Genomic DNA, 23,256 nt, shown 5'->3' on the forward strand with positions numbered 1-23,256 from the left:
CCGTTGACCGACCTTCAGTCACCTGACTACGAGAAGCTGGCCGGCGCCGCCCGCGACCACCTGTGGATGCACTTCACCCGGCTGTCGTCCTACCAGAAGGCCGACGTCCCGATGATCGTGCGCGGCGACGGCTGCTACGTCTGGGACTCCCACGGCCGGCGCTACCTCGACGGCCTGTCCGCCCTGTTCGTCGTGCAGACCGGCCACGGCCGCCAGGAACTGGCCGAGGCCGCCGCCAAGCAGGCCGGCGAGCTGGCCTACTTCCCGATCTGGTCGTACGCGCACCCCAAGGCGGTCGAGCTCGCCGCCCGCCTGGCCGACCTGACCCCGGGCGACCTCAACCGCGTCTTCTTCACCACCGGCGGCTCCGAGGCCGTCGAGTCGGCCTGGAAGCTGGCCCGCTCCTACTTCAAGCGGACCGGCAAGCCGACCAAGACCAAGGTGCTGTCCCGCAACATCGCCTACCACGGCACCTCGATGGGCGCCCTGTCGATCACCGGCATCCCGGCCCTCAAGCAGGACTTCGAGCCGCTCGTGCCGTCGACGTTCCGGGTGCCGAACACCAACTACTACCGTCGCCCCGACGAGCGCATGTCGCTCGAGGAGTTCGGCGTGTGGGCGGCCGACCGGATCGCCGAGGCGATCGAGTTCGAGGGCCCCGACACGGTCGCCGCCGTGTTCCTCGAGCCGGTGCAGAACGCGGGCGGCTGCTTCCCGCCGCCGCCCGGCTACTTCCAGCGGGTCCGCGAGATCTGCGACCGGTACGACGTCCTCATGGTCTCGGACGACGTGATCAGCGGCTTCGGCCGGCTCGGCGAGTACTTCGGTGGTCACCGCTACGGCTACACCCCCGACATCATCACCGTGGCCAAGGGTCTGACCAGTGGTTACGTGCCGCTCGGGGCGATGATCGCGTCGGAGCGTCTGGCCGAGCCGTTCCTCGAGGGCACCAACTGGTTCGCGCACGGCATCACCTACGGCGGACACCCGGTCGGCTCGGCGGTGGCGCTCGCGAACCTCGACATCATGGAACGCGAGAACCTCAACCAGCACGTACGGGAGAACAGCGACCTGTTCCGCTCCTACCTCGACCGGCTGAGCGACCTGCCGATCGTGGGCGACGTCCGCGGTGACGGCTACTTCTTCGGCATCGAGCTGGTGAAGGACAAGGCCACCAAGGAGACGTTCAACGAGGAGGAGTCGGAGCGGCTGCTGCGCGGCTTCCTGTCGTCGGCGCTGTTCGAGGCCGGCCTGTACTGCCGCGCCGACGACCGCGGCGACCCGGTGATCCAGCTGGCGCCGCCGCTGATCGCGGGGGAGGCCCAGTTCGCCGAGATCGAGCAGATCCTGCGTTCCGTTCTGACCGAGGCGTCGAACCGGCTTTAAACGCACCAAGGGGCATCGGGCCGCCACGGGTTTCCTGTGGCGGCCCGAGCACGTCTACGGCCATCGGCAATCAGGTTCAGGCCTCGGCGGCCCGCAAAGCGCCCCGGTGCTTCTGCCACATGCCGGCCAGCACGGTGGCCACCAGCAGCACAGTCACGGCGATCACGGACAGGATCGGCTCCAGGGACTCGGCGAAACCGAGCGCGGCGATCAACGGGATCACGGCGGTCGGCCACGGCCACGCCGCGTGCCAGTCGCCTGAAGTGCCCCACATGACCACGGCCACGCCGGCCAGGAACAGGGCGACGCCGCCGTGCAAGGCCCAGCGGCCGGAGTCGTCGAGGGCGCCCGCCGGGTGCACGATGAACTGCTCGATGCCGACGGCGGCGATGGCCAGGCCCACGATCAGCGGCAGATGCCCGTACAGGTAGGCGTCGGCCACCCCGTTCTCCTGGTCGTCGCCGTCCTCGACCAGTTCCTTCTTGCCGGCCGCGCCGCCCAGGTCGAAGTAGATCCACCACAGGGTGGCGACGGCGGCGAACGCGACCACGGCCGAGATCACCGAGTTTGCCACCCAGTGCTGCTCGTGCACGCCGACCGCGATCGAGCGGACCGACTCGCCCAGCACGAGGATGACGAACAGCGCGAACCGCTCCGGCAGGTGATCCAGGTGCAGCGGGGTGTTGTCGCCGAGCCGGGTGGCGACCAGCGGGGCGAGCGCTTCGACGAGGATGCCGGCGCCCCACAGGACGTACCGGGGAAGGCCCTGCAGGGGTAGAGACGCGGTCCACAGCACGGTGGCTGCGGCGGCGCCGGTGAGGTAGACGGCGATGGTGTGGCGCGCGTCGGGGACGTGGCGCCACGCACGGGCGTACAGGAGAAGCAGGATGACCCGGGTGGCCAGGTAACACAGCGCGAACTGGGTGCCCTCACTGCCGGTGGCGGCCTGCGCCGAGGCGGCCATGCCGATCACCGCGCCCGCCGCGCCGAGTTTGGCCAGGCGGTAGATGACGTCGTTGGTGTCGAAGCGGTTGGCGTACAACGTGGTGGTCACCCACGACCACCACGTGACGACCAGCAGCGCGGCGAAGACCGAGGCGCCGCCGAGGCTGAGGTTGCCCGCGAACGAGCGCGCCAGCTGATCGACGACCAGCACGTAGGCGAGGTCGAAGAACAGCTCGAGACGGGAGGCGCCGCGTTCCTTCTCCGTACGCAAGCGCGGCGGTCTGATCAGCGGTGCGGGCCGCTCCTCGGTGGTCACGGGGCCGGTTTTCCCCGGCGGCGGTTCTTCTATGCCCGCTGCCGGGCCATCCACTGCCATACGTGCAGGCCGTTCTGCGCCGGGTCGTTGCGGGCCACGTAGATCCACGACCAGTGGCCCGGGAACTGGTGACCGTTCCAGATCACGTGGTCGTACAGGCTCAGCAGTGAACCCGGGATCAGGTCGTGGGCGTGGATCGTGTTCGGCTCGGGCGCCACCGTGTCGTCGTCACGCGAGGCGACCAGCCAGGTCGGCGTGTCGATCGCGGCCAGCTCGGCGTCGGTGATCAGCCGCGGGCCGCCGGCCTGCAACGACTGCACCACCCCGCAGATCGGCACCGAAGCGGCGAACAGATCCGGATAGGCGACCGTCATCTCCATGCTCATGTAGCCACCGTTGCTGCAGCCCACGACATAGATCCGATCAGGATCAACGTCTTTCCGGCGTACGACGTCACGAATGATCTCGCGGATCTGGGGTGCGAAGCGGGGCCCGTCCTCCATCCAGAAGGACTGGCTCTGCGGCGCCACCACGTAGGCCCCGCCGAAGATGCGCTGCGCCTCCGGGGTGGCGAAGCCGAGCGCCCCGCGGTTGGCCCGCAGCTGCGACTCGTTGTCGTAGTAGTTGTCGGGCAGCGACGCGCCCTCGCCACCGCCGTGCAGCCACACGACGAGCGGGCGGCGACCGCGGCGGGCATGCGGCTCGAACAGGCGGTACTTCATGCCTGACCGCGACACGCCGTAGCCGAACGCGTCGACCTCGGGATCGGACAGCCCGCCCTGCACGAACCTGCTCACCGTGACCGCCCGGCCGTCACGCAGCACCAGCGGGGAGTTCTGCGTGATCGTGTAGACCAGATCGAGCCGGACGTTGCGCCCCTTGCTCGCGATGTAACCGAGCGTGCCCCCGCCGACCTGGCCCTCGGCGTAGCTGAGCTCGAGCACGACATTGCCGTGCCGGTCGAGCCGGGCCGCGGTGACCGGGCGGTCGAGGTCGTACTCGCTGAAGATCTGATCACCCGGGGCGATCGGAATCGGGCTGGTGGCCTTGGCGTGCACGGTGAACATGCCGGTGGTGAGGCGGGCCGGATCGATGCGCCCGAGCCGGGCCGTGCGCAGGGTGACCGAGGTGACCTGCTCACCGCCGTCGAGCACCTGGGCGTCCAGCTCGAACTCGACATGCTTGCGGTCACCGCCGGCCTGGGCTGCGGAAACGGGGAGAGCAAGCCCGGCCGCGGCGCCCGCTCCCACGGCCAGAACGGATCGGCGGCTGATCGTCGTGGCCATCGGAACTCCTTTGTTTCGCCCTCGTTACAGTGATGCTGGTCTATCACGGATGCATCGCCCGGCGGAAGGTGGCGGGCCGCAAGGTAGGTTGGGTGGGTGAGGCTGCATGTCGGGTGCGCGCAGTGGACGCACAAGGCGTGGCCGGTGGCGGCCGGCGAGAAGCTGCGGTCCTACGCCGAACGGTGCAATGCGGTCGAGGGCAACACGACGTTCTATGCCACCCCGTCGCGGGCGGTGGCGGCCGACTGGGCCGATCAGACGCCGCCCGACTTTCGGTTCGTGCTCAAGTTTCCGCGCCTCGTCACCCATGAGTCGCGCCTCGCCGGTGGTGGGGAGGCGTTGCGCGGCTTTCTCGACGCGATCGAGCCGCTCGGGCCGCGCGTGCACGCGCTGTGGATCCAGCTGCCGGCCTCGTTCGGGCCGGCCGATCTGCCCGCGCTCGAGACTTTCCTGCAGCGGGCGCCGGCCGCCTACCGTTACGCGGTCGAGGTCCGGCACCCCGATTTCGCCGCGCACCCGGGCGCTCTCGAGCGGGTGCTGACCGCCGCCGGCGCCGAGTGGGTCCCCTTCGACACCAGCGTGATGTTCGCGAGCCCGCCGACCAGCGATGCCGAGCGTGACGCCTGGCAGAAGAAACCCCGTCTTCCCGTACGCCCGCAAGCGCTCACCGACCGGCCGATCATCCGCTATCTGGGGCGGGACGACCCTTCCCGTACGGTCGAGGGCTGGCAACGCTGGCTCCCCGTCGTCGTGGGATGGCTGCGGGAAGGCCGCTCGCCGACGGTCTTTGTGCACACCCCCGACAACGCCGAGGCGCCGGCCCTGGCTCGTCGCTTCCACGCCGAGGTGGCCGCCCTGGTGCCGGGCCTCGAGCCGCTGCCCGAACCGGTGCCGACGACCCTGTTCTAAGCGTCTAGCAGCGCCGCGGTGACCGGCGCGCCGGTGACCAGCACCCGGTAGTGGATCGGGCCGACCGCGCGGTCGACCAGCAGGTCGATGTCGGCGTCGGCCGGCAGCTCACCTCGCGTCACCGCTCGCTCGAACGGCACCCGGTCACGCGCCCGCAGCAACGGCAGGATCTCGGACCGCAGCCGGAGGGCCAGGCCCGGGTCGTGCTGCGCCTGGCCGACCAGCGCCCGGAACACCGCCCCGGCGTCCGACACCTCGAGAAACCGGACGAGTTCCTCCAGGTGGGCCCGCAGATCGGTGCCGAAGCTCCCGGTGTCGGGCAACGTCAACTCCTGCACGGCGTCGGCCACGAACGCGTCGACCAGGATGTCCGTCTTCGAGCGCCACCACCGGTAGATCGTCTGCTTGGCCACGCCGGCCCGGCCGGCGATGCCCTCGATGGTGACCCGGGCGTAGCCGATCTCGGCCACCAGGTCGTCCGCCGCCTGGAGCACGGCCTCGCGGGCCGCCTCGCTCCGGCCGTGCCGGTTGCCGTGGTGCACGGGCCACCTCTTCCCTAGACGCTACGTTGCGTCTACTCTACCCGGCATGACGACGACATTGCACGACCCGGCCGTACGCGATCTGCTCGACCGGCTTTTCGCCGAGGCCGAGCGGGACGACGAGCGCTCACCCGGCCGCCCCGCGCCCACGGTCACCGCCCAGGAGCGCTCGAACCTGCTCGAAGACATCTACATGCCGATCTCGGCGCGCGGCGGCGACCTGCTCTACTCGCTGGTCCGGGGGATCCGGCCGGAGACCGTGGTCGAGTTCGGGACCTCGTACGGGATCTCCACGCTCTATCTCGCCGCGGCCGTGCGCGACAACGGCACCGGGCACGTCACCACCACCGAGCTCAGCGCGACCAAAGTGGACGCGGCCCGGGCCAACCTCACCGCGGCCGGGTTCCGTGACCTCGTGACCGTGCTCCCGGGCGACGCGCTGACCACGCTCACCGCCGTCGCCGGCCCGATCGGGCTGGTGCTGCTCGACGGCTGGAAGGACCTGTGCCTGCCCGTCCTGCGCGCGCTCGAGGACCGGCTGGCCCCGGGCGCGATGGTGGTCGCCGACGATTCCACCTTCGAGTCGATGAGCGACTATCTCGCGTACGTGCGGGATCCGGCGAACGGCTACGTCAGCGTCGGCTTCCCGGTCGAGGACGGCATGGAACTCAGTTGCTGGACGGGCCGTTGATCTCGATCAATCGGCTGATGTGGAGGCCCGCGGCCGGCCGGTAGCGTTCGCCGTCGTGCGTGCCTTGTTCGTGATCGCCGTCGCCGCGCTGGCCGGCTTCATTCTCAGCCCGTTGCTCCGTGCGGAAGCCGACTGCACACCCACCCCCGCGGGCGCCCCCAAGGGCTTCAGCAAGGAGCAGGTCGCCAACGCGCGCCTGATCGTCGACCTCGGCACCGAGCGCCACGTGCCCGACGCGGGCCTGGTCATCGCGGTCGCCACCGCCATGCAGGAATCCAGCCTGCGCAACCTGCGGGGTGGCGACCGCGACTCGATCGGCCTGTTCCAGCAGCGGCCCAGCCAGGGCTGGGGCACGCCGAAGCAACTGTCCGATCCGGCCTATCAGACGCAGAAGTTCTACGACAAACTGCTGCGGGTGGACGGCTGGCAGAAGATGCGGGTCACCGAGGCCGCCCAGGCCGTGCAGGTCTCGGCGTTCCCCGAGGCCTACCAGAAGCACGTCCCGGCGGCCAAGCGTCTCGTCGAGTCGGTGGGCGGCGGCTCGGCGTCCTGCGCGGCCGTCTAGCGCCCGTCAGGAGGTCGCCGACGGCGCGGGCGCGCCACTTTCCGAAGGCGCGGCCGGGGCGCCGCTCTCCGAGGGTGCCGGCGGCGCGCTGCCGTCGGGACCGGGGCGTCCGCCGTGACCGCCGGGCCCACCGCGGCCCGGGCCGCCGGGGCCGCGCTTGCCCTCGGGGCGGTCCGGGGCAAGGGTCACCGAGGTGGCGTCCAGCGAGACCCCGTCGGCGTTCACCGTGCCCTCGGCGTGGACGCGCACGCCCACCTTCACGTCCGACGGCACGGTGGCGATGTTGATCTGGCGGGTGAAGCCGTCCCGGTCGGTGATCAGGATCTTGCCGCCGTCGATCGACTTGACCGTGCCGCTCAGGTGCGGCTTGTGCTCCCGGGGAGCCGGCGCCGCGCCTTCGGAGGGCGACGACGACGAGGACGACGGCGCGGGGGAGGGGTCGGCGTGGGCCAGCCCGGCGATACCGAGGGCCAGCCCGCCCCCGGCGACGACGGCGATCGTGACCCGGCTGAACCGGCCGGCGTTCGTGGTGGAGTCAGGCAGAGAGAACTTCAACGTCAACATCTCCTAGTCCGGTTGCTTGGTCACCCACGCTGACCGGCGCTCCTGAAGACGACCTGAAGCGGACGGCTTCTTCAGCTCCTCTTCAGCTTCTCGAGGGGCCGTCCATAGCCACCCGGCCCAGACTGGAGCGATGGTCGCTCGGGTGCTGGTGGTGGAGGACGAGGAGGCGATCCGCGACCCGCTCACGGCGGCGTTGCGGGCGGCCGGCCACGAGGTCCGCGCGTGCGCCGACGGCACCGGCTTCGAAGAGGTGGTCGACGCGTTCCGGCCCGACCTGGCCCTGCTCGACGTGCACCTGCCGGGCGGGCGGGACGGCTTCGACCTGGCCCGGGCGCTGGGCGGCCGCAGCGACTGCGCGGTGCTGATGGTGACCGCCCGCGACACCGTGGCCGACCGGCTCACCGGGTTCGACGCGGGCGCCGACGACTACGTGGTCAAGCCGTTCGCCACGGTCGAGGTGCTGGCCCGGGTCGCCGCCATCCTGCGCCGGCTCGGCCGGGTGCCCTCCACCGTGCAGGTCGCCGACCTGATCGTCGACGAGGGGGCGCAGATCGCCACCCGGGCCGGTCAGGCGCTGACCCTGACCGGCACCGAGTTCAAGCTGCTGGCCTATCTGAGCGGGCACCGCGGCCGGATCCTCTCCAAGACCCAGCTGCTGACCCAGGTCTGGGGCTACGACGAGTACGACCCCAACCTGGTCGAGGTGCACGTCAGCGCCCTGCGCCGCAAGCTCGAGCAGCACGGCCCGCGCCTGATCCACACGGCCCGCGGCCTCGGCTACGTGTTACGCCCGTGAGGACTCTCCGTGGCCGGCTGACCCTCGGCGTGCTGGTGCTGCTCGCGGTGATCCTGGCCGGGCTGTTCACGGCGGTCGACCTGGCCCTCTCGGCTCGCCTCCACGCCGATGCCCGCACCCGGCTCACCGACCGGGTCGCCCTGGCCCAGCAGTTGCAGGGCAGCCTGAGCCGGCAGCAGCTGGCCGACCGGCTGCGCGGCGACGGCGTGGTGGTGCGGTTGTGTCAGGCCGACGGTTCGACCTGTGCCACCGCCGCCTCCGATCCGCCGCCGCCCGGTGCGGGCCGTCCCCGCGGCGAGCGCCCCCGGCGGCCGGACATCGCCGAGACCGCCACCGTGCCGGTCGAGACCGCGGGCAGCGTGATCTTCGTACGGTCGGCGCTGCCCGGCAACCAGATGCTGACCCTGAGCCTGGACACCACCCAGATCACCGACGCGGTCAACCGGCTCATCGTGTTCGAGGTCGCCGGCGGCATTCTCGCCCTGCTTCTGGCCGGCGTCGCTTCGGCCCGCATTTCCCGTACGGCGTTACGCCCGCTCGAAGACATGACCACCGTGGCCCGGCAGATCGCCGCCGGAGACCGGGGTCAACGGCTCGAGGTGCCGCGCTCCGATTCCGAGCTGGGCCGCACGGCCGCCGCCTTCGACGCCATGCTCGACGAGCTGGAGGCGGCCGAGATCCGGATGCGCGCGTTCCTCAGCGACGCGTCGCACGAGCTGCGCACCCCGCTGGCCGGCCTGCAGGCCAACGCCGAGCTGCTGCTGCGCGAAAATCCGGACCGCGCCGAGCGGGAGCGGATGGCGGTGGCGATGGTCCGCGAGTCCCGCCGGGCCGCCCGCCTGGTCGACGACCTGCTCACCATGGCCCGGCTCGGTCAGGGCATGCCCCTGGTGGTCGAGCCGGTCGACCTGCTCGCCCTGGCCGGCGCCGAGGTGGAGCGGGCCCGCTCGCTGTCCCCGGCCCTGCGTTTCGAGGTGCGAGGCGAGAGCGGGGCACCCGGCGAGGGGATCAGCGGGCCCGGCCCGCACGTCGACGGCGATCCGGGGCGGCTGGGTCAGGTCATCACCAATCTGCTCGACAACGCCCGCCACGCAACGCCGCCCGGCGGCACGATCTCGGTGTCCGTCCGCCGCCACGGCTCGCGGGTGCTGCTCGATGTGAGCGACACCGGTCCGGGCGTCCCACCGGGTGAGCGGGTCGTCATCTTCGAGCGCTTCGGACGGGGCGACACGTCCCGTTCCCGGCACACCGGCGGCGCCGGGCTGGGCCTGCCGATCGCCCGCGGCCTGGCCGAGGCCCACCACGGCACGCTGTCCTATGTCGACGGCGGGCCGGGCGCGACCTTCCGGCTCGACCTGCCCACATCCGGAACCGGCCCCCGCCCCCGCCTCGCGCTCACGTCAGTCCCGGCCCGCGCCGACGGCGAGCCGACCCAGGGACCGGGCGGCGGCGAGCGGGTCGCGGACCCGGCGGGCGGCGGGTCAGCTGCGGACCAGGGCGGCGGCCAGCTTCCGGCGTGAGGTGATGGCCAGCTTCCGGAAGATCCGGGTCAGGTGGTATTCGACCGTGGACGTGCTCAGGAACAGCCGCGCCGCGATCTCGGCGTTGGTCGCCCCGGCCGCGGCCAGGCTCGCGACCTGCCGCTCCTGCGGAGTCAGCTCGCCGCCCGGCGAGGACGCGACCGAGGGCCGCGGCCGATCCCCGGTGGCGGCCAGCTCGGTCCGGGCCCGCTCGGCGAAGGCGACCGCCCCCATGCGCGAGAACATGTCGTGGGCGGTCCGCAGCGCGACCCGGGCATCGGCCCGGCGCCGGCGCCGGCGCAACCACTCGCCGTGGACCAGGTGGCTCCGGGCCAGCTCGGTCCGGACACTGGTGCGTCCGAGCAACGTCACCGATTCGCGGTAGAGCTCCTCGGCCTGCTCGTCGTCGGCCATCAGGGCCCGGCACCGGGCCAGCAGGCCCAGCCCCCACGGGGTGCCGCTGACCGGGGCGCGTTCCTCCATCCGGACGAGAGCCGCCTTGGCCGCCCGATGGTCCCCGCTCCGCACGCCGGCCTCGACGATCTCGTGGAGCGCCCGGGTCGCCGCGCCCGGCTTGTCGCGCTCGAGCGAGGGCCGCAGCCACTCCAGGGCCTCCGGATACCGGCCGAGGCTGATCTCCAGGACGGCCATCGAGGTGCGGACGAAATGGTGGGCCACGGTGGCGCGGGCAGCCACGGACCGGGCCTCGGTCTCGCGGCCGCTCCAGGCCAGCAGCTCGATCCGCTGCGAGTGCTCGCCGTGGGTCGCTCCGAGCATGTTCACCAGATCGGCCAGTTCGTCCTGCATCGCCCCGGCCGCTTCGAAGCGGCCCGCCCGCAACTCCCAGGTGCTCCCGACCGCGAGCGTGGCCCGCAGAGTGCCCAGGGCGCCGCTGCGCCGGTCGTACGCTTCGATCCGGTCCCACGCGCGCCGCCCGGCTTCGTCGTCCCACAGATCGTCGGCCGCGAGGATGCTGATGACGGCCAGCGGGGGACCGTCCTCGCACAGGTTCTCATCCGTCTCGAGGGCGGCCAGGGCACCGCGCATGATCGGCACGGCGGCCTGGTAGTCACCCGCGATCCGGGTGGCACAACCGATCAGGAACTGGTTCGCGTACGTCGGTGGCGCCGACCGGATCGCCGGGGAGGCCAGCACCGCGCGGGCCAGGTCCCGCATGGTCTCCTGGTCATCGGTGGCCAGGACGGCCTGCATCGCCTCGAACATCATCTTGCGGGCCAGCGCGTCGTCCCGGCCGGTGATCGACTCGGCCGCCCCCAGCAGGAGCCCCGGTGCGGCGCCGTAGGCCCCAGAGTACATCGCGGTGGTGGCCCGGGCCTGCCGGGCCAGGGCCCGCGCGACGGGCTGGTCGAGGCCGGGTTCGGCCCGGTCGAGCATCCGGCCCGCGGCGGCCGGATCGCCGAGCACGAGCTGGGCCCGGGCCGCCGCGACCAGCCGGGCCGCCTGCGCGCGCGGGTCGGGGGAGAGCTCGGCCGCACGGGCCAGGAAGGCCGCCTGCTCGGCGTGGCCGCCGCGGGACCGGGCGCGTTCGGAGGCCCGTTCCAGCTGCGCGGCGACCTGCTCGTCGAGCCCGATGGTGGCCTGCGCGCGATGCCAGGCCTGCCGGTCGGCCTCGGCCTCGGGGTCGTGCACGTCGGCCAGGGCGGCGTGGACCCGGCGCCGGTCGGCCGGGGCGGCGCCGCGGTAGACGGCCGAGCGGATCAGCGGATGCCGGAACTCGAGGGTGGAGGTCAGCAGGCCGGCCGACAACGCGGGGTCGGCCCGGTGGGCGGCGATGCCCAGCTCGGCCGCGGCCCGCCAGAGCAGCGCCGGGTTCTGCGGCGGCGCCGCCGAGACCAGCAGCAGGAACCGGCGGGTGTCCTCGGGGAGCGGCCGGATCTGCTGCTGGAAGTGGGTCTCCAGAAGTTCGCCGACCGGCAGCGGCGCGGGCAGCGGGACGACGCCGGCCAACTGTCCGGGCCGGAGGGTGCGGGCCAGTTCGATCAGGGCGAGCGGGTTGCCCTCGGTGCCGGCGATGACGGTCGCGGCGACGGTCCGGTCGAGATGTCCGGTGACGCTGGCCGACAGCAGGCTGAGCGCGTCGTCGCCGGGCAGCCCGCCCAGCGCCAGCGTGGGCAGCCCGGCGACCGGCGACTGCGGCTCCGGGCGGGTGGCGAACAGCAACCCGGCCGCCTCGGCGTAGAGGCGGCGGGCGACGAAGGCGAGCGCGTCGGCCGACTCCCGGTCCAGCCAGTGCGCGTCGTCGATGACGCAGAGCACGGGCTCGGGGGCGGAGGCGTCGGCGAGCAGGGTGAGTGTGGCCATCCCGACCAGGTAGCGGTCGGCCGGGCCGTCCGCGGTGTGCCCGAACGCCGCGCGCAGGGCGTCGCGCTGCGGGCCGGGCAGGGCGTCGAGCCCGGACAGCCAGGGGCGCAGCAGGCGGTGCAGGGCGGCGTAGCCTAGGCAGCTCTCCGGCTCGACCCCGGCGATGGCGACCACCCGGAGGTCCGGGCTGCCCGCCGCCACGTGGTCGAGCAGGCTGGTCTTGCCGGTGCCGGGCTCACCGGCGAGCACGAGCGTGCCGCTGCGCCCGTCGCGGACCCCGGCCACCAGCTCGGCCAGGACGCGCCGTTCGTCGTGACGGCCGATGAGCGGGACCATGCCGTCAGCAGACCACCCGGGGGACACCCGGGGCGCCAGGGAACGACCCTAAACCGCGGACCCAGGGTGGGAGCGCAGCGCGTCGGCGAGCCGGCGCCGCGACGAGATCCCCAGCTTGGCGTAGATGCGCGACAGGTGATATTCGACGGTCTTCTGGCTGACGTAGAGCTCGGCCGCGGCCTCGGAGTTGGTCCGCCCGTTGGCGATGACGTGGGCCACCGACAGTTCCCGCTCGGTCAGGGTGAGCGGGGCGCCGGGGTCGCTCTCGGCGGTGCTCAGGCCGGCCGCGGTCAGGTCGAGCCGGCAGCGCTGCTGGAACGGCGCCGCCCGCAGCGTGCCGAACCGGCCGTGGGCCCGGGTGAGCCAGGTCGACGCGTCGCGCCGGGACGCCGAGCCGGTGGCCAGCAGGAGCCGGCCGTACGCGTGCTCCAGCATCGCCCGGTAGAGCGGTGCGACGTCGGCGTCGACCTCGGTGGTGGCGGCCCGGCCGTAGATCTCCACCGCATCGCGGGGGCGACCCCGGGCCTCGGCGAGCTGACCGGCGAGCCGCGCGACGACGTCCCGCACGTAGCCACCGTCGTGCTCGTCCCGCAGCTCGTGCAGCACGGCCTCGGCCGCGTCGAGCTCGCCGACCCCGGTCAGCGCCTCGACCAGCAGCGACTGCTGCCACTGCCGGAACGGCTGATACCGCGGACGTAGCCCGTCGAGCAGCGGCAGCAGTGCCCGGTGCTGGCCGGGGAAGTCGGCCCGGGCCTGAGCGACGGTCGCCGCCGCCAGTGACGAGTAGACGATGTCGGGCGGTGACCCGAAGGACTGCACGATGTGCGAGAGCTCGTCGAGCCGGCGGCCGGCGCGGTCCCAGCGGCCGCGGCCGGCGTCGACGCAGACCGCCGCGAACCGGCCGGCCGCGTCGAAGGCCAGCTGATCCTGCGAGGCGGCGACCGCCCGGGCCCGGTCGGCGGCGGACTCGCTCTCGTCCCACTCGCCGGCCAGATAGTGGACGACCGACTGCAGGGCCAGGGTGGCCGGGCCGAGCCGGGAACTCGCCCCCTGCTGGTCGCGCAGCGCCACGGTCCGCAGATCGTCGCGGGCGGCCGGCAGCCGGCCCAGGAACAGCCGCATCACGCCGCGGGTGGCCAGCGTGTCGAGGTTGTCGTCGCGGACCTCGGTGCTCGCCGCGGGCAGGTGGGTGAGCTCGGCCAGGGCCGCCCGGGGGCCCCGGTCCCACATCCGGCCGGTCGCCAGCAGCGCCCGGGTCAGGTCGGTGGTGGCCGGGTCGAGATCGCCGGTGGCCAGGGTGCGGCGGGCGATCTCGACGGTCTCGGCGCCCCGGCCGCTCGCGATGGTGATCTGGGCCAGGAACAGCCCGGCCAGCGCGGTCACCCAGCCGGTGCCGTCCTCGGCCGCCTGATTCAGGTGGGCCTCGGCGGTGGGGATCCGGCCCGCCATCATGTCCATGATGCCGAGGATGCAGCTGCGCTCGGGTCCGGGCGCGCACTCCTCGACCTGCGGGCGCAGCGGCAGGACGCTGTCGGCCCGCAACGTCAGCAATGACTGGGCGCAGGCCGTCAGCAGCCGCCGTTCCCGGTCGTCGCGGCCGGCCGACAACGCCGAGGCCCAGCGCAGCCGGGTGGCGGCCACGGCGTTGCGCCCGGCCGCGGCCTCCAGCAACCCGGCCTGCTCCAGACCGGTCGCGAGGTCTTCGTCGGTGGTGGTCGCGGCGGCCACCCGGTGACCCCAGCTCGCGGCGGTGCTCACCAGGCCGGCCGCGCCGGCGTGCAGGTTCCGGCGTCGTTCCGGGCCGAGTGCGTCGTAGATCGCGTCGCGGTGCAGGGCGTGCACCAGGCCGACCGGGCTCTCCGGCTCGTTCGGCCACCACCGGGCCAGGCCGGCCGTCAGCGCCGGGCCGAGCGCTTGGGCCGGATCGTCCAGACCGGCGAGCCGGCCCGCCACCGACAGTGGCGTCCGGGCGTCGAGCACGGCCATCGCCTCGAGCAGGGCGCGGGAGTCGCCGGGCAGCCGGTCGAGCTGCCCGGTGATGGTGGCCAGCAGCGAGCGCGGCACCGGCCAGCGGTCGAGGGCGTCGTCGCGCAGCACGTCGGCCGGCACCTCGGCCAGCACCGTACGGACGTGCAGGGGGTGGCCGCCGGTGTAGTCGTGCAGCCGTTCGCCCAGTCCGGGTGTCATCGGGCCGTCGATCGTCCCGCGCGCCAGCCGGGTCACGTCGCCGGTGCCCAGGCCGGTCAGCTCGACCCGGGTCGTCCGCTCCGACGAGCGCAGCAGCTTGTCCAGCGACTCGTCGGCCGAGCCAGGTGACGGGCGGGTGGCCAGGACGGTGAGCACCCGGTCGGACCAGAGCCGCCGCAGCACGAACCCGAGAGCCTGGGTGGACGACCGGTCGGCCCACTGCAGATCGTCGACCAGCACCGCCACCGGGCGGCCGGCCTCCTGCAGTTCGCCCAGCAGGAGCAGCAACTGGCCGCCGATCACGTGCGGGCCCGACCCGGCGGCCGGATCGGCGAGCAGGGGGAACGCGTCCAGCGCGGTCCGTCCGGCGTGCCGCGTCAACTGCCCGATCACCCCGTACGGGAAATCGGTCTCGGTGTTGTCGGCCGTCGCCCGCAGCACGGTGAAGTCGGTGATCGAGCCGGAGAAGTGGCTCAGCAGGGCGCTCTTGCCGATGCCGGCCTCGCCCTCGACGACGGCCAGCCGGGACTCCCCCGAACGGACCTCGTCGGCGCAGGCCCGCAGGCGCTCGGACTCCCTCGACCGGCCGACGAACAGCGGCGTGGCCTCACCGCTGGTCACATGGTGACCTTATGAATCCGGGGTTGCCCGGCGCAAGACTGTGGGGTTTCCCTGATTCGGCGACGCGCGCCACAGTGGTGTCCTGACGAGCATGACGACACCGGTGATCTTCATCCACGGCCTGTGGCTGCACGCGACCTCGTGGGAGCCCTGGATCGACATGTTCCGCGCCGAGGGCTACGCGCCCGTCGCCCCCGGCTGGCCCGGCGACCCGGACACCGTGGCCGAGGCCCGCGAGACCCCCGAGAGCATCGCCGACCACGGCATCGACGACGTGGTCGAGCACTTCGCCGGCATCATCCGCACCCTCGACGCGGCCCCGATCCTGATCGGCCACTCGTTCGGCGGCATGATCGCGCAGAAGCTGCTCGGTCAGGACCTGGCCCGCGCCGCCGTGGCCATCGACGCCGCCCAGATCAAGGGCGTGCTGCCCCTGCCGCTGTCCGCGCTGCGGGCCACCCTGCCGGTCTTCAAGAACCCGGCCAACAAGCACCGCGCGGTGTCGCTGACGGCCGAGCAGTTCCGGTTCGCCTTCGGCAACGCGGTCCCGGCGGAGGAGTCGGACGCCCTCTTCGAGAAGTGGACGATCCCCGCACCGGGCAAGCCGCTGTTCGAGGCGGCCGCGGCCAACTTCGACCCGCACTCGCCGGCCAAGGTCGACACGGACAACCAGAACCGCGGCCCGCTGCTGCTGATGACCGGCGGCAAGGACCACACCGTGCCCGAGGCGGTCACCCGGGCCACGCTCAAGCAGTACCGGCACTCCGAGGCCGTCACCGACATCACCGAGTTCCCGGACAAGGGCCACTCGCTGACCATCGACAGCGGCTGGCGCGAGGTCGCCGACACCGCGCTGGCCTGGCTGCGCAAGCAGGGCCTCTGATGGACGCGGGGCTGACCGGAAAGAACGTGATCGTCACCGGCGCGAGCCGCGGCATCGGCCTGGCCGTCGCGAGTGCGCTGGCCGGCGAGGGCGCGTCGGTGGCGGCGGTCTCGAAGGGCGGCTCGGCCGAGCTCAAGGCGCTCGAGGAAACCGGCCGGGTGACGTCGGTCGCGGCCGACCTCACCGACCCGAACGCGCCGGACGCGATCGTGGCCGGCACCGGGCCGGTCGACGTGCTCGTCAACAACGTCGGCGCGACCCACCCCCGTACGGGCGGATTCCTCTCGGTCTCCGACGCCGACTGGGAAGCGATGCTGGCCATCAACCTGCTCTCCGCCGTCCGGATGAGCCGCGCCGTCCTGCCCGGCATGGTCGCGCGCGGGTCGGGCAGCATCGTGACGGTGTGCTCGGTCAACGCCGTCCTGCCCGATCCGCTGGTCATCGACTACAGCGCGGCCAAGGCGGCGCTGCTCAACCTGAGCAAGTCGCTGTCCAAGGAGTTCGGGCCGGCCGGCATCCGGGTCAACACGGTCAGCCCGGGCCCGGTCGAGACCGCGCTGTGGCTGGGCGACGGCGGCGTCGCCGCGACGGTCGCGTCGGCCACCGGCGGAGACCCGAAGGCGATCGCGGCCGGAGCCGCGAGCCAGTCGGTCACCGGTCGCTTCACCCGGCCCGAGGAGGTCGCCGACGTCATCGTGTTCCTGGCCGGCGCCCGGGCCGCCAACATCACCGGCGCCGACATCACCATCGACGGCGGCCTGATCACGACGCTGTGACTCAGGGCGTGTAGACGTCGGCCATGCCGGTGACGACGCCGTCGGTGGTGGTCAGCTCGACCAGGCCGTTGGTGCCGAGCCGCTCGGCCAGCTCGGCCGGCCTGATCGCGCACGTGCCGACGGTGACCGGATCGCCGGCGCAGCGCCCCGGGTCGTCGAAGGTGCTGAACAGGCGCGGCGTGGCCGAGGTCGGCAGGGTGACCACCATCTTGCTGTCCTCGGTCAGCCACGCCTGTTCGCACGGGTTGCTGGACGAGGGCGTCAGCTTGAACGTCCGGCAGTACTCGTCGCCGGTCATGAACAGCACCGGCTCCACCACGACCGATCTCGACTTCGGGTAGTACCCGCGGACGGCGACGATCGACTTGGTCGTGCCGCGCCGCACGTCGGTGAAGGCGAGCCCGGCCGGCCCGGTGCCGTTCCCGGTCGGGCGGATCTCGGCGTGCGCGACGACCGCGCCCGCCACGACCTCCTCGTCACCGGCCGGCCCGACCCCGAAGGCCACCTTGCCGGTGGGCAGGGACGGGTCGGTCAGCTTCGCGTCCAGGACGCTGTTCCCGTCGACGGACACCGAGGCCACCTCGTCCCGCAGGTTCAGCACGACCTTGTGCCGCTGTCCGGGAGTGAACCCGGCGTCGTCCGCGGAGGCGAGCGTGGTGGTGCGCAGGGTGCCCTCGTGCCGGATCCGGACGATCCGTGGGCAGAGGTCGAGCCAGTACGAGCTCTCGGCCGCCGCCCGGAACTGCACCTCGGCACAGGACCGCTCGTTGGTGACGGTGATGTCGGCCGAGATCGACTGGTCACCGGCGAACGACGCAGCCGGGCCCGGGCACACCATCGCGAAGCTCGGCGTCGTCATGGCCAGGCCGTTCTTGAACGAGCACTTTCCCCCGTACGCGTCGGTCGTGCTCTTCCACTGGCCCGGCCGGTCGAGCGCGTCGACCACCCACGGCCCCCGCACCGCGCCCGGCACCGGCATCACGGCCAGCGGCGTCGACCGTTTGACCTGCACATTGACGTCGACCTCGGCCGGCCAGCGGGCGTAGAACCCGGCCCCGGCCAGCAGCACGGTGGCCGCCGCGGTGGCGGCGATCAGTCTCCCGCGCCGCTTCTTCTTCGGCCGCGGCACCGGACGATCGCCACCGCCCGAGACGTGCCGGCCGGAGAGCTGCGCCGCCTCGGCCGCCTCACGCAGGGGCCGCCCGATCGACTGGCCGCCGGTGTTCTGCGCCAGCAGCATCTGGAGCAGCTCGTGGGCGGCGGGCCGGTCCTCGGGTTCCTTGGAGAGCGCCAGCGCCACCAGCTCGGCCAGCGACCCGTGCAGACCGGTCAGGTCGGGCGGCTGGGTGAGGATGCGGGCCGCGGTGGCCACCGGCGAGTCGGCCCGGAACGGCGTCCGGCCCGTGCCCGCGTACGCGATGACCGCACCCCACGCGAAGATGTCGGCGGCCGGCGTGATGTCGCGGTGCGCGTCGTCGAACCGTTCCGGCGCCATGTACGCCACCGTCCCGACCATCTGATCGGGGCGCGTGTGCCGGCTGGTCACCTCGAGCGGCCGGGCGATCCCGAAGTCGATGACCTTGGGCGTGCCCAGCGCGAACAGCACGTTCTGGGGCTTGAGATCGCGGTGGATGACGCCGGCGCCGTGGATCGCGGTCAGCGCGGTGGCCACCCCGACGGCCACGCCGTGCAGGCGGCTGTCGGCCAGCGGGCCCTCGCGCGCGACCACCTCGTCCAGGCTCGGGCCGTCGACGTATTCGACCACCAGGTACGGCGTCCGGTGCTCGGGATCGGCGTCGAGCACCGCGGCGGTGCAGAACGGCGGCACCTGCCACGCGCGCTTGACCTCGCTGCGGAACCGGGCCCGGAACTCCTCGTCGTAGGCGTACTCCGGCTTGATCATCTTGATGGCGACGAGCGGGCCGTCGTCGTCGCGCCGGGCCAGGAACACCGAGCCCATGCCGCCCTCGCCCAGGCGAGCCAGCAGTCGGTAGCCACCCAGCGACGGAGGGTCGCCGGGGCGCAGCGGGCTCTTCATCGCCTCAACCCATCGAAGTACGCCGTCCTGTCCGGGACACCATACGCAGCCGGGGCACGCCTAGAGTGGCGTGGTGACTTCGGAGCCGGTGCGGGACGCGTATTCGACCATGTCCGAGCAGTACATCGGCCTGTTCGGCGGCGACTGGAAGGCTCTCGACGACGACACCGCCCTGATCCGCGGTCATCTGGCCGGATTGGACGGTCCGGTGCTCGATCTCGGGTGCGGGCCGGGCTACTGGACCGCCGATCTGCACGCGCAGGGTGCCGACGTGACCGGCGTCGACATGGTGCCCGAGTTCATCACCCACGCCCGGGCGACCTTTCCGGAGGCGCGGTTCCGGCTCGGCTCGATGACCGGGCTCGGCCTCGACGACCGTACGGTGGCGGGAATTCTCTCCTGGTACTCGACGATCCACCTGCCGCCGGCCGAGCTGGACCGGGTGCTGGGGGAGTTCCGGCGCATGCTGGTGCCGGGCGGCAAGCTGGTGATCGGCTTCTTCGACAGCGACGACGAGGTGGCCCCGTTCGACCACAAGGTCATCACGGCGTACCGCTGGCCGGTCGACGAGTTCTCGGCCCGCCTGGCCCGGTCCGGATTCACCGAGGTGCAGCGTCAGCGGCAGCAGTTCCCGGATCGGCCCGACCGGAGGTACGCGGCCATCGCGGCCGAGGTCACTTCTCGATGAGGTCGACCAGCGGGGTCGGATTGCTGATGTTGGCCGGCGCGTTCCACTTCTGCAGCTCGGACGTGTTGCACACGGAGACCTTGACCTTGCTGGTGCCATCGCTGTGGAAGTCGTTGGCGACGCCGCTGTTCTGATCGGTCGGCTGCAGGCAGTAGCCCATGTAGTCCTTGATCCGGTAGCTGGTGCCGTAGTCGCCGGTGTCGTGATAGACGGTCCACGTCAGGTTCTGCGTGGCCTGCACCGTAGCGGTGGGGCACGACACGACCGTCACCCATGACGTCGCGCTGACCACGCCGGGCGACTTCAGGCAGTAGTTGTTGGTGGCCAGACCGTTCTTGCTGTTGCTGTTCGCGGTCGTGTTGTTGACGATGATCGGCCCGGTCGCGGTGACCGCCGGAACGACCGGCGTCGGGTGCACCCACTGCTGGTTGAAGTCGACCAGGGCGCCCGGGTCCTGCTTGCAGAACCACGCGATCATGTACGACGCGCCCATGTTCCGGCTGGTGACGTCGAGGCAGCGGCTGAACTGGGCGTAGTTGACGAGCTGGTTGGTGCTGTCGCCGGCCATGCCCGCGCCGACACCGGTCGCCGAGCGCCAGATCGTGGTGGTCGCGCCCTGAGGGCAGCTGCCGAGCGTGACCGCCCGGTTCGTCGTCGAGCCCGGCGACGCCACATTGACGCAGGACGCGCTGTCGGACTTGCTGGCCGTCGTCGTCGAGTGGTACTGGGAGGCGCCGTCGAGCGCCCACTGGAAACCCGTGGTGCGCACGGCCGGGCAGGGCCGGAAGACCAGGGCCGTGCCCGAGGTGCGGGCACCGGACCACAGGCACATGCCGGACGACGCGGCGGACGACTCCGAGTTGATCCGCTTGAGGTAGAGGTCGGCGGTGTAGCCGAACTGCTGGCGGCTGCTGCCGTCGCACGGCGCCATCAGCACCGGGGCGTCCGAGGCCGGGGCGCTGGCCGTCCCGGAGTCGAAGCACTGGTTGCCCAGGGTGGAGCTGGAGATCCGGATCTGGCCGCCCGGGATGTTCGTGTTGCTGGTGGAGAAGACGTAGGTCGCGGTCAGGGTCCGCCGGACCGGGCCCTGGGCGCCGGTCGAGCTGACGATCGCGGTGGTGGGCACGTCGGTGACCGGGCAGGCCATGGTCACGCCGTCCTGGTCCTTGTAGGTCAGGGTGACCGAGTACGCCAGCTTGTCCCCGGTCGAGCTCACGCCCGCGTCCCCGGTGAGCGTGCAGGCCGGCAGGTTCTCCAGGAAACCGGTCTGGTTGTCCTGGTCGGCCGCGGCGCGCACGCGGGCCATCATCACGTCCATGCCGGCCATCGAGGCGTTCAGGGCGGTGTTGCGCTCGGTCAGTCCCTGCGTGGTCCGGATCTGGCGGATGACCAGCGGGACGAGCAGCGCCGACAGCGACATCACGACCGTCACGACGAGCAGCGCCATCAGGATCGAGCCGGCGTCGTCGCGGCGGGGTGCCCGTACGCGCATCATGAGGTCGGCCTCCCCTTGCTGCAGTCGTTGTCGGCCAGCTTGCCGTTGTCGGTGAAGACGTTGGTGCCATTGGTGTTCTGGGCCGTGAAGAGCACGTCCAGGGGCAGGGCGGTGACACCCACCTTGCCGGTGAGCCGGAGCCGGACCTGGCTGTGGTCGAGCCGGTAGTTGCGGCCCACACCGGAGACGCCGGGGCTGGCCGACAGGTAGGGCTGGGAGTTGGGCAGATAGACCGTGAACGGCGCCGTGGTGCCGGTCAGGGCCAGGTTGGTGCCGATCGTCGTCGGCGTTCCCGGCGTGGTGCTGGGCAGGGTCCAGCTCGCCGTGGTGAGAACGCCGTTCTTCAGCGCGAGCTGCCGGCAGCCGGCCGACGTGGCGTACTCGAGGTACCAGTTGCCGTTCACCGCTCCGGGGGTGGCGACCCAGTTGGCGTAGCGGATCTCCTTGTCGAGCCGGCGGAAGCTGGTGGTGAGCTGGTCGCGGGCGACGGTGACCGAGTCGACCCGGTTCGTGCTCGAGTAGACCTCGAGCAGCCCGCCCATGACGATGACCAGGATGACCGACATCAGTCCCATGCCGACCAGCAGCTCGATCAGGGTCATGCCGCTGTCGCCGCGCTCCTCCTCCTGCTTCTCCTCGATCATGTGACGGTCCAGATCAGAGTCAGCACGCTGGTCGCGGACACCGTGGTGGCCGTCGCCGTCACCGTGTAGGCGCCCGCGGTTGTCGGCGTACCGGAAATGGTGCTGCTCAGGGCGTTGAACGTCAGTCCCGGCGGGAGGCCGGTGACCGTGATGACCGGCGTCAGGCCCAGGGCGGCCCCGGTGGTGGCCAGCGTCATCGTCGCCGCCGTGCCCCGGGCGGTCGTCCGGTCGGCCGCGGTCAGCGGCGGAGCGGTGAAGATCAGCGAACTGCTGGTGGTGACCAGCAGGACGAAGCGCTGACTGGCCGTCCCGGCGCTGCCGCCGATGCCGTCGGTCACGGTGATCGTGGGCAGGAACCGGCCGGAGATCGAGACCTTGGAGTTGATCTTTCCGTTGTTGCTGTTGATCGTCACGCCGGTCGGCAGTCCGGTGGCCGAATAGGTGTAGTTGCCGTCGCCGCCCGCCCCGGCCGCGGTCAGCGTGAGGTTGGAGTTCAGGGCGATCGACTGGTCGGCCAGCGTGCCGAGGGTGACGGCCGGGTAGACCGTGTGGGTGTAGGTGCCCGAGCCCGCGACGCCGTTCTGGTCGGTGGCGGTGATCGTCGAGGCGTAGGTGCCGGCCGTGGTCACGGTGCCGGTGATCGCTCCGGACGCGGGATCGACGGTCAGCCCGGGGGCCAGGGTGGGGACGGTGGCGTCGCTGTAGACGTACGGGCTGACCCCGTTCGCGGCCGTGGCCTGCAGGCTGACCGCCTCGCCGATGTGGTTGGCGCTGTTGGCCGGCATCGTCACGGTGGGCGGCAGCACGACCGTGAACGTGATCGCCTGGGTGTCGCTGCGGTTCAGCTTGTCGGTGACGGTCGCCGTGGCCGGGGTGATCCCGGCCGTGGTCGGCGTGCCGGTGATCAGCCCGCCCGTGGTCATGGTCAGCCCGGCCGGCAGCTTGCTGACGGTCCACGTGTTGGGCAGCTGCCCGCCGCGCGCCTCGAGCTGGGTGGCCGTCGCGACCCCGCGATAGAAGGTGACCGCCGTGGTCAGCACGGTCGGGGACGGCCGCTTGAGGTCGAACTGCGGCTCCGGGGCCCGCGACACCAGCGTCGAGGTCAGGTAGGCGCACGTGTTGGCCGGGATCCCGGTGGTGTTCGAGCACGAGTTGTCCGGCCAGGTGATCAGCACGACGGCCCGGAAGAACTTCAGGATCTTGGTCTTGTCGGCCGGCTCCGAGGTGCCCAGCGGATAGACGCACGCACCGCTGGAGTTGGTCAGATAGACCTCGCACGCCCCGACATAGATCATCCGGGTGTACGGGGTGTTCTCCACCGTCGTCACCTGGGCCGCGGTCGAGATCGGGGCGTCGGCGCCGTCGGTGGCGGCCACCGCGCTGTCCGAGTCGGCCATCACCTGCATCGTCTGCAGGTACGGCTTGACGATGCCCGGGGCGGCGTTGAACTGGTTCTGCCCGGCCTGCAGCCCGTGCCCGCTCACCAGCGAGCTGCCCTTGACCCCGCGCACCTGTTCCATCGCGGTGTCGGCGAGCTGGATGGCGGCCTGCTTGGTCCGTTGCTTGGTCACGCTCTGCAGGCTGCCGACGAAGAGCGGGGTGCTGGAGAGCAGCACGATGCTCAGGATGGCCAGGGCGACGAGGATTTCGACGAGGGTGAACCCCTCGTCCCCGGCACCGTCCCGCATGTCGTCCCTCCTCAGAGGGATGTTCGACCGCAGGAGGGCGGCACTTAGCTTAATCCGG

At 72.1% G+C, this 23,256-nt stretch carries 19 protein-coding genes; 9 read left to right on the forward strand and 10 right to left on the reverse strand.

The window, feature by feature from the left end:
• The first annotated feature begins 3 nt into the window (after positions 1-3).
• Positions 4-1,386 carry an aspartate aminotransferase family protein gene (locus tag KOI35_RS14080; protein ID WP_215787403.1) on the forward strand — a complete coding sequence of 461 codons (1,383 nt, stop codon included), beginning with the start codon at positions 4-6 and terminating at the stop codon, positions 1,384-1,386.
• A gap of 76 nt (positions 1,387-1,462) precedes the next feature.
• Here the strand turns inward: KOI35_RS14080 and KOI35_RS14085 are convergent, their stop codons facing one another.
• Positions 1,463-2,647: a low temperature requirement protein A gene (locus KOI35_RS14085; RefSeq protein ID WP_215787405.1), complete on the reverse strand. Its 1,185-nt coding sequence runs from the start codon at positions 2,645-2,647 to the stop codon at positions 1,463-1,465.
• Positions 2,648-2,676: 29 nt separating this feature from the next.
• Complete coding sequence (locus KOI35_RS14090) at positions 2,677-3,933, reverse strand: prolyl oligopeptidase family serine peptidase (RefSeq protein WP_215787407.1); 1,257 nt, start codon at positions 3,931-3,933, stop codon at positions 2,677-2,679.
• Between the two features lie 96 nt (positions 3,934-4,029).
• On the opposite strand from KOI35_RS14090, the gene KOI35_RS14095 reads away from it, so the two are divergent.
• Positions 4,030-4,842 (forward strand): DUF72 domain-containing protein, encoded by an 813-nt coding sequence (locus tag KOI35_RS14095; protein WP_215787409.1) that lies wholly within the window; start codon positions 4,030-4,032, stop codon positions 4,840-4,842.
• On the opposite strand, the gene KOI35_RS48900 is transcribed toward KOI35_RS14095, so the two are convergent.
• Complete coding sequence (locus tag KOI35_RS48900; RefSeq protein ID WP_215787411.1) at positions 4,839-5,384, reverse strand: TetR/AcrR family transcriptional regulator; 546 nt, start codon at positions 5,382-5,384, stop codon at positions 4,839-4,841. The genes KOI35_RS14095 and KOI35_RS48900 overlap by 4 nt on opposite strands.
• A gap of 46 nt (positions 5,385-5,430) precedes the next feature.
• Between KOI35_RS48900 and KOI35_RS14105 the strand changes: the two genes are divergently transcribed.
• Positions 5,431-6,075, forward strand: a complete 645-nt coding sequence (locus KOI35_RS14105) for an O-methyltransferase (RefSeq protein WP_246613052.1) — start codon at positions 5,431-5,433, stop codon at positions 6,073-6,075.
• Between the two features lie 55 nt (positions 6,076-6,130).
• Positions 6,131-6,640: a transglycosylase SLT domain-containing protein gene (locus tag KOI35_RS49305; protein WP_215787413.1), complete on the forward strand. Its 510-nt coding sequence runs from the start codon at positions 6,131-6,133 to the stop codon at positions 6,638-6,640.
• Between the two features lie 6 nt (positions 6,641-6,646).
• Here the strand turns inward: KOI35_RS49305 and KOI35_RS14115 are convergent, their stop codons facing one another.
• On the reverse strand, positions 6,647-7,195 hold the full coding sequence (locus KOI35_RS14115; protein ID WP_215787415.1) for a hypothetical protein: 549 nt from the start codon (positions 7,193-7,195) through the stop codon (positions 6,647-6,649).
• 139 nt (positions 7,196-7,334) lie between these two features.
• On the opposite strand from KOI35_RS14115, the gene KOI35_RS14120 reads away from it, so the two are divergent.
• Positions 7,335-8,000 (forward strand): response regulator transcription factor, encoded by a 666-nt coding sequence (locus KOI35_RS14120; protein ID WP_215787417.1) that lies wholly within the window; start codon positions 7,335-7,337, stop codon positions 7,998-8,000.
• Positions 7,997-9,520, forward strand: a complete 1,524-nt coding sequence (locus KOI35_RS47340) for a sensor histidine kinase (RefSeq protein WP_215787418.1) — start codon at positions 7,997-7,999, stop codon at positions 9,518-9,520. Before KOI35_RS14120 ends, KOI35_RS47340 begins: the two co-directional genes overlap by 4 nt.
• Here KOI35_RS47340 and KOI35_RS14130 read toward each other — a convergent pair.
• Positions 9,482-12,178 (reverse strand): helix-turn-helix transcriptional regulator, encoded by a 2,697-nt coding sequence (locus KOI35_RS14130; protein ID WP_215787420.1) that lies wholly within the window; start codon positions 12,176-12,178, stop codon positions 9,482-9,484. The genes KOI35_RS47340 and KOI35_RS14130 overlap by 39 nt on opposite strands.
• 48 nt (positions 12,179-12,226) lie before the next feature.
• Positions 12,227-14,986 carry an ATP-binding protein gene (locus tag KOI35_RS14135; RefSeq protein ID WP_215787422.1) on the reverse strand — a complete coding sequence of 920 codons (2,760 nt, stop codon included), beginning with the start codon at positions 14,984-14,986 and terminating at the stop codon, positions 12,227-12,229.
• Positions 14,987-15,077: 91 nt separating this feature from the next.
• On the opposite strand from KOI35_RS14135, the gene KOI35_RS14140 reads away from it, so the two are divergent.
• Positions 15,078-15,869 (forward strand): alpha/beta hydrolase, encoded by a 792-nt coding sequence (locus KOI35_RS14140; RefSeq protein ID WP_215787425.1) that lies wholly within the window; start codon positions 15,078-15,080, stop codon positions 15,867-15,869.
• On the forward strand, positions 15,869-16,645 hold the full coding sequence (locus tag KOI35_RS14145) for an SDR family NAD(P)-dependent oxidoreductase (protein WP_215787427.1): 777 nt from the start codon (positions 15,869-15,871) through the stop codon (positions 16,643-16,645). The genes KOI35_RS14140 and KOI35_RS14145 overlap by 1 nt, the downstream gene beginning before the upstream one ends.
• Position 16,646: 1 nt before the next feature.
• Here KOI35_RS14145 and KOI35_RS14150 read toward each other — a convergent pair whose 3' ends face one another.
• On the reverse strand, positions 16,647-18,683 hold the full coding sequence (locus KOI35_RS14150) for a serine/threonine protein kinase (RefSeq protein ID WP_215787429.1): 2,037 nt from the start codon (positions 18,681-18,683) through the stop codon (positions 16,647-16,649).
• Positions 18,684-18,756: 73 nt separating this feature from the next.
• Between KOI35_RS14150 and KOI35_RS14155 the strand changes: the two genes are divergently transcribed.
• A complete protein-coding gene (locus KOI35_RS14155) occupies positions 18,757-19,371 on the forward strand; it encodes a class I SAM-dependent methyltransferase (RefSeq protein ID WP_308120964.1) in 615 nt (204 codons plus the stop codon).
• Here the strand turns inward: KOI35_RS14155 and KOI35_RS14160 are convergent.
• Genes KOI35_RS14160 through KOI35_RS14170 form a run of 3 tightly spaced genes read right to left on the reverse strand, consistent with a single transcriptional unit; the run spans position 19,358 to position 23,198 of the window.
• Positions 19,358-20,866: a ricin-type beta-trefoil lectin domain protein gene (locus KOI35_RS14160; RefSeq protein ID WP_215787430.1), complete on the reverse strand. Its 1,509-nt coding sequence runs from the start codon at positions 20,864-20,866 to the stop codon at positions 19,358-19,360. The genes KOI35_RS14155 and KOI35_RS14160 overlap by 14 nt on opposite strands.
• The gene (locus tag KOI35_RS14165) at positions 20,863-21,510 is read right to left on the reverse strand and encodes a PulJ/GspJ family protein (protein WP_215787432.1); all 648 of its coding nucleotides are present in this window, start codon (positions 21,508-21,510) and stop codon (positions 20,863-20,865) included. The genes KOI35_RS14160 and KOI35_RS14165 overlap by 4 nt, the downstream gene beginning before the upstream one ends.
• On the reverse strand, positions 21,507-23,198 hold the full coding sequence (locus tag KOI35_RS14170) for a putative Ig domain-containing protein (RefSeq protein WP_215787434.1): 1,692 nt from the start codon (positions 23,196-23,198) through the stop codon (positions 21,507-21,509). Before KOI35_RS14170 ends, KOI35_RS14165 begins: the two co-directional genes overlap by 4 nt.
• Positions 23,199-23,256: the final 58 nt, after the last annotated feature.

Source organism: Paractinoplanes bogorensis, from assembly GCF_018829635.1.
Classification (GTDB): Bacteria; Actinomycetota; Actinomycetes; order Mycobacteriales; family Micromonosporaceae; genus Actinoplanes; species Actinoplanes bogorensis.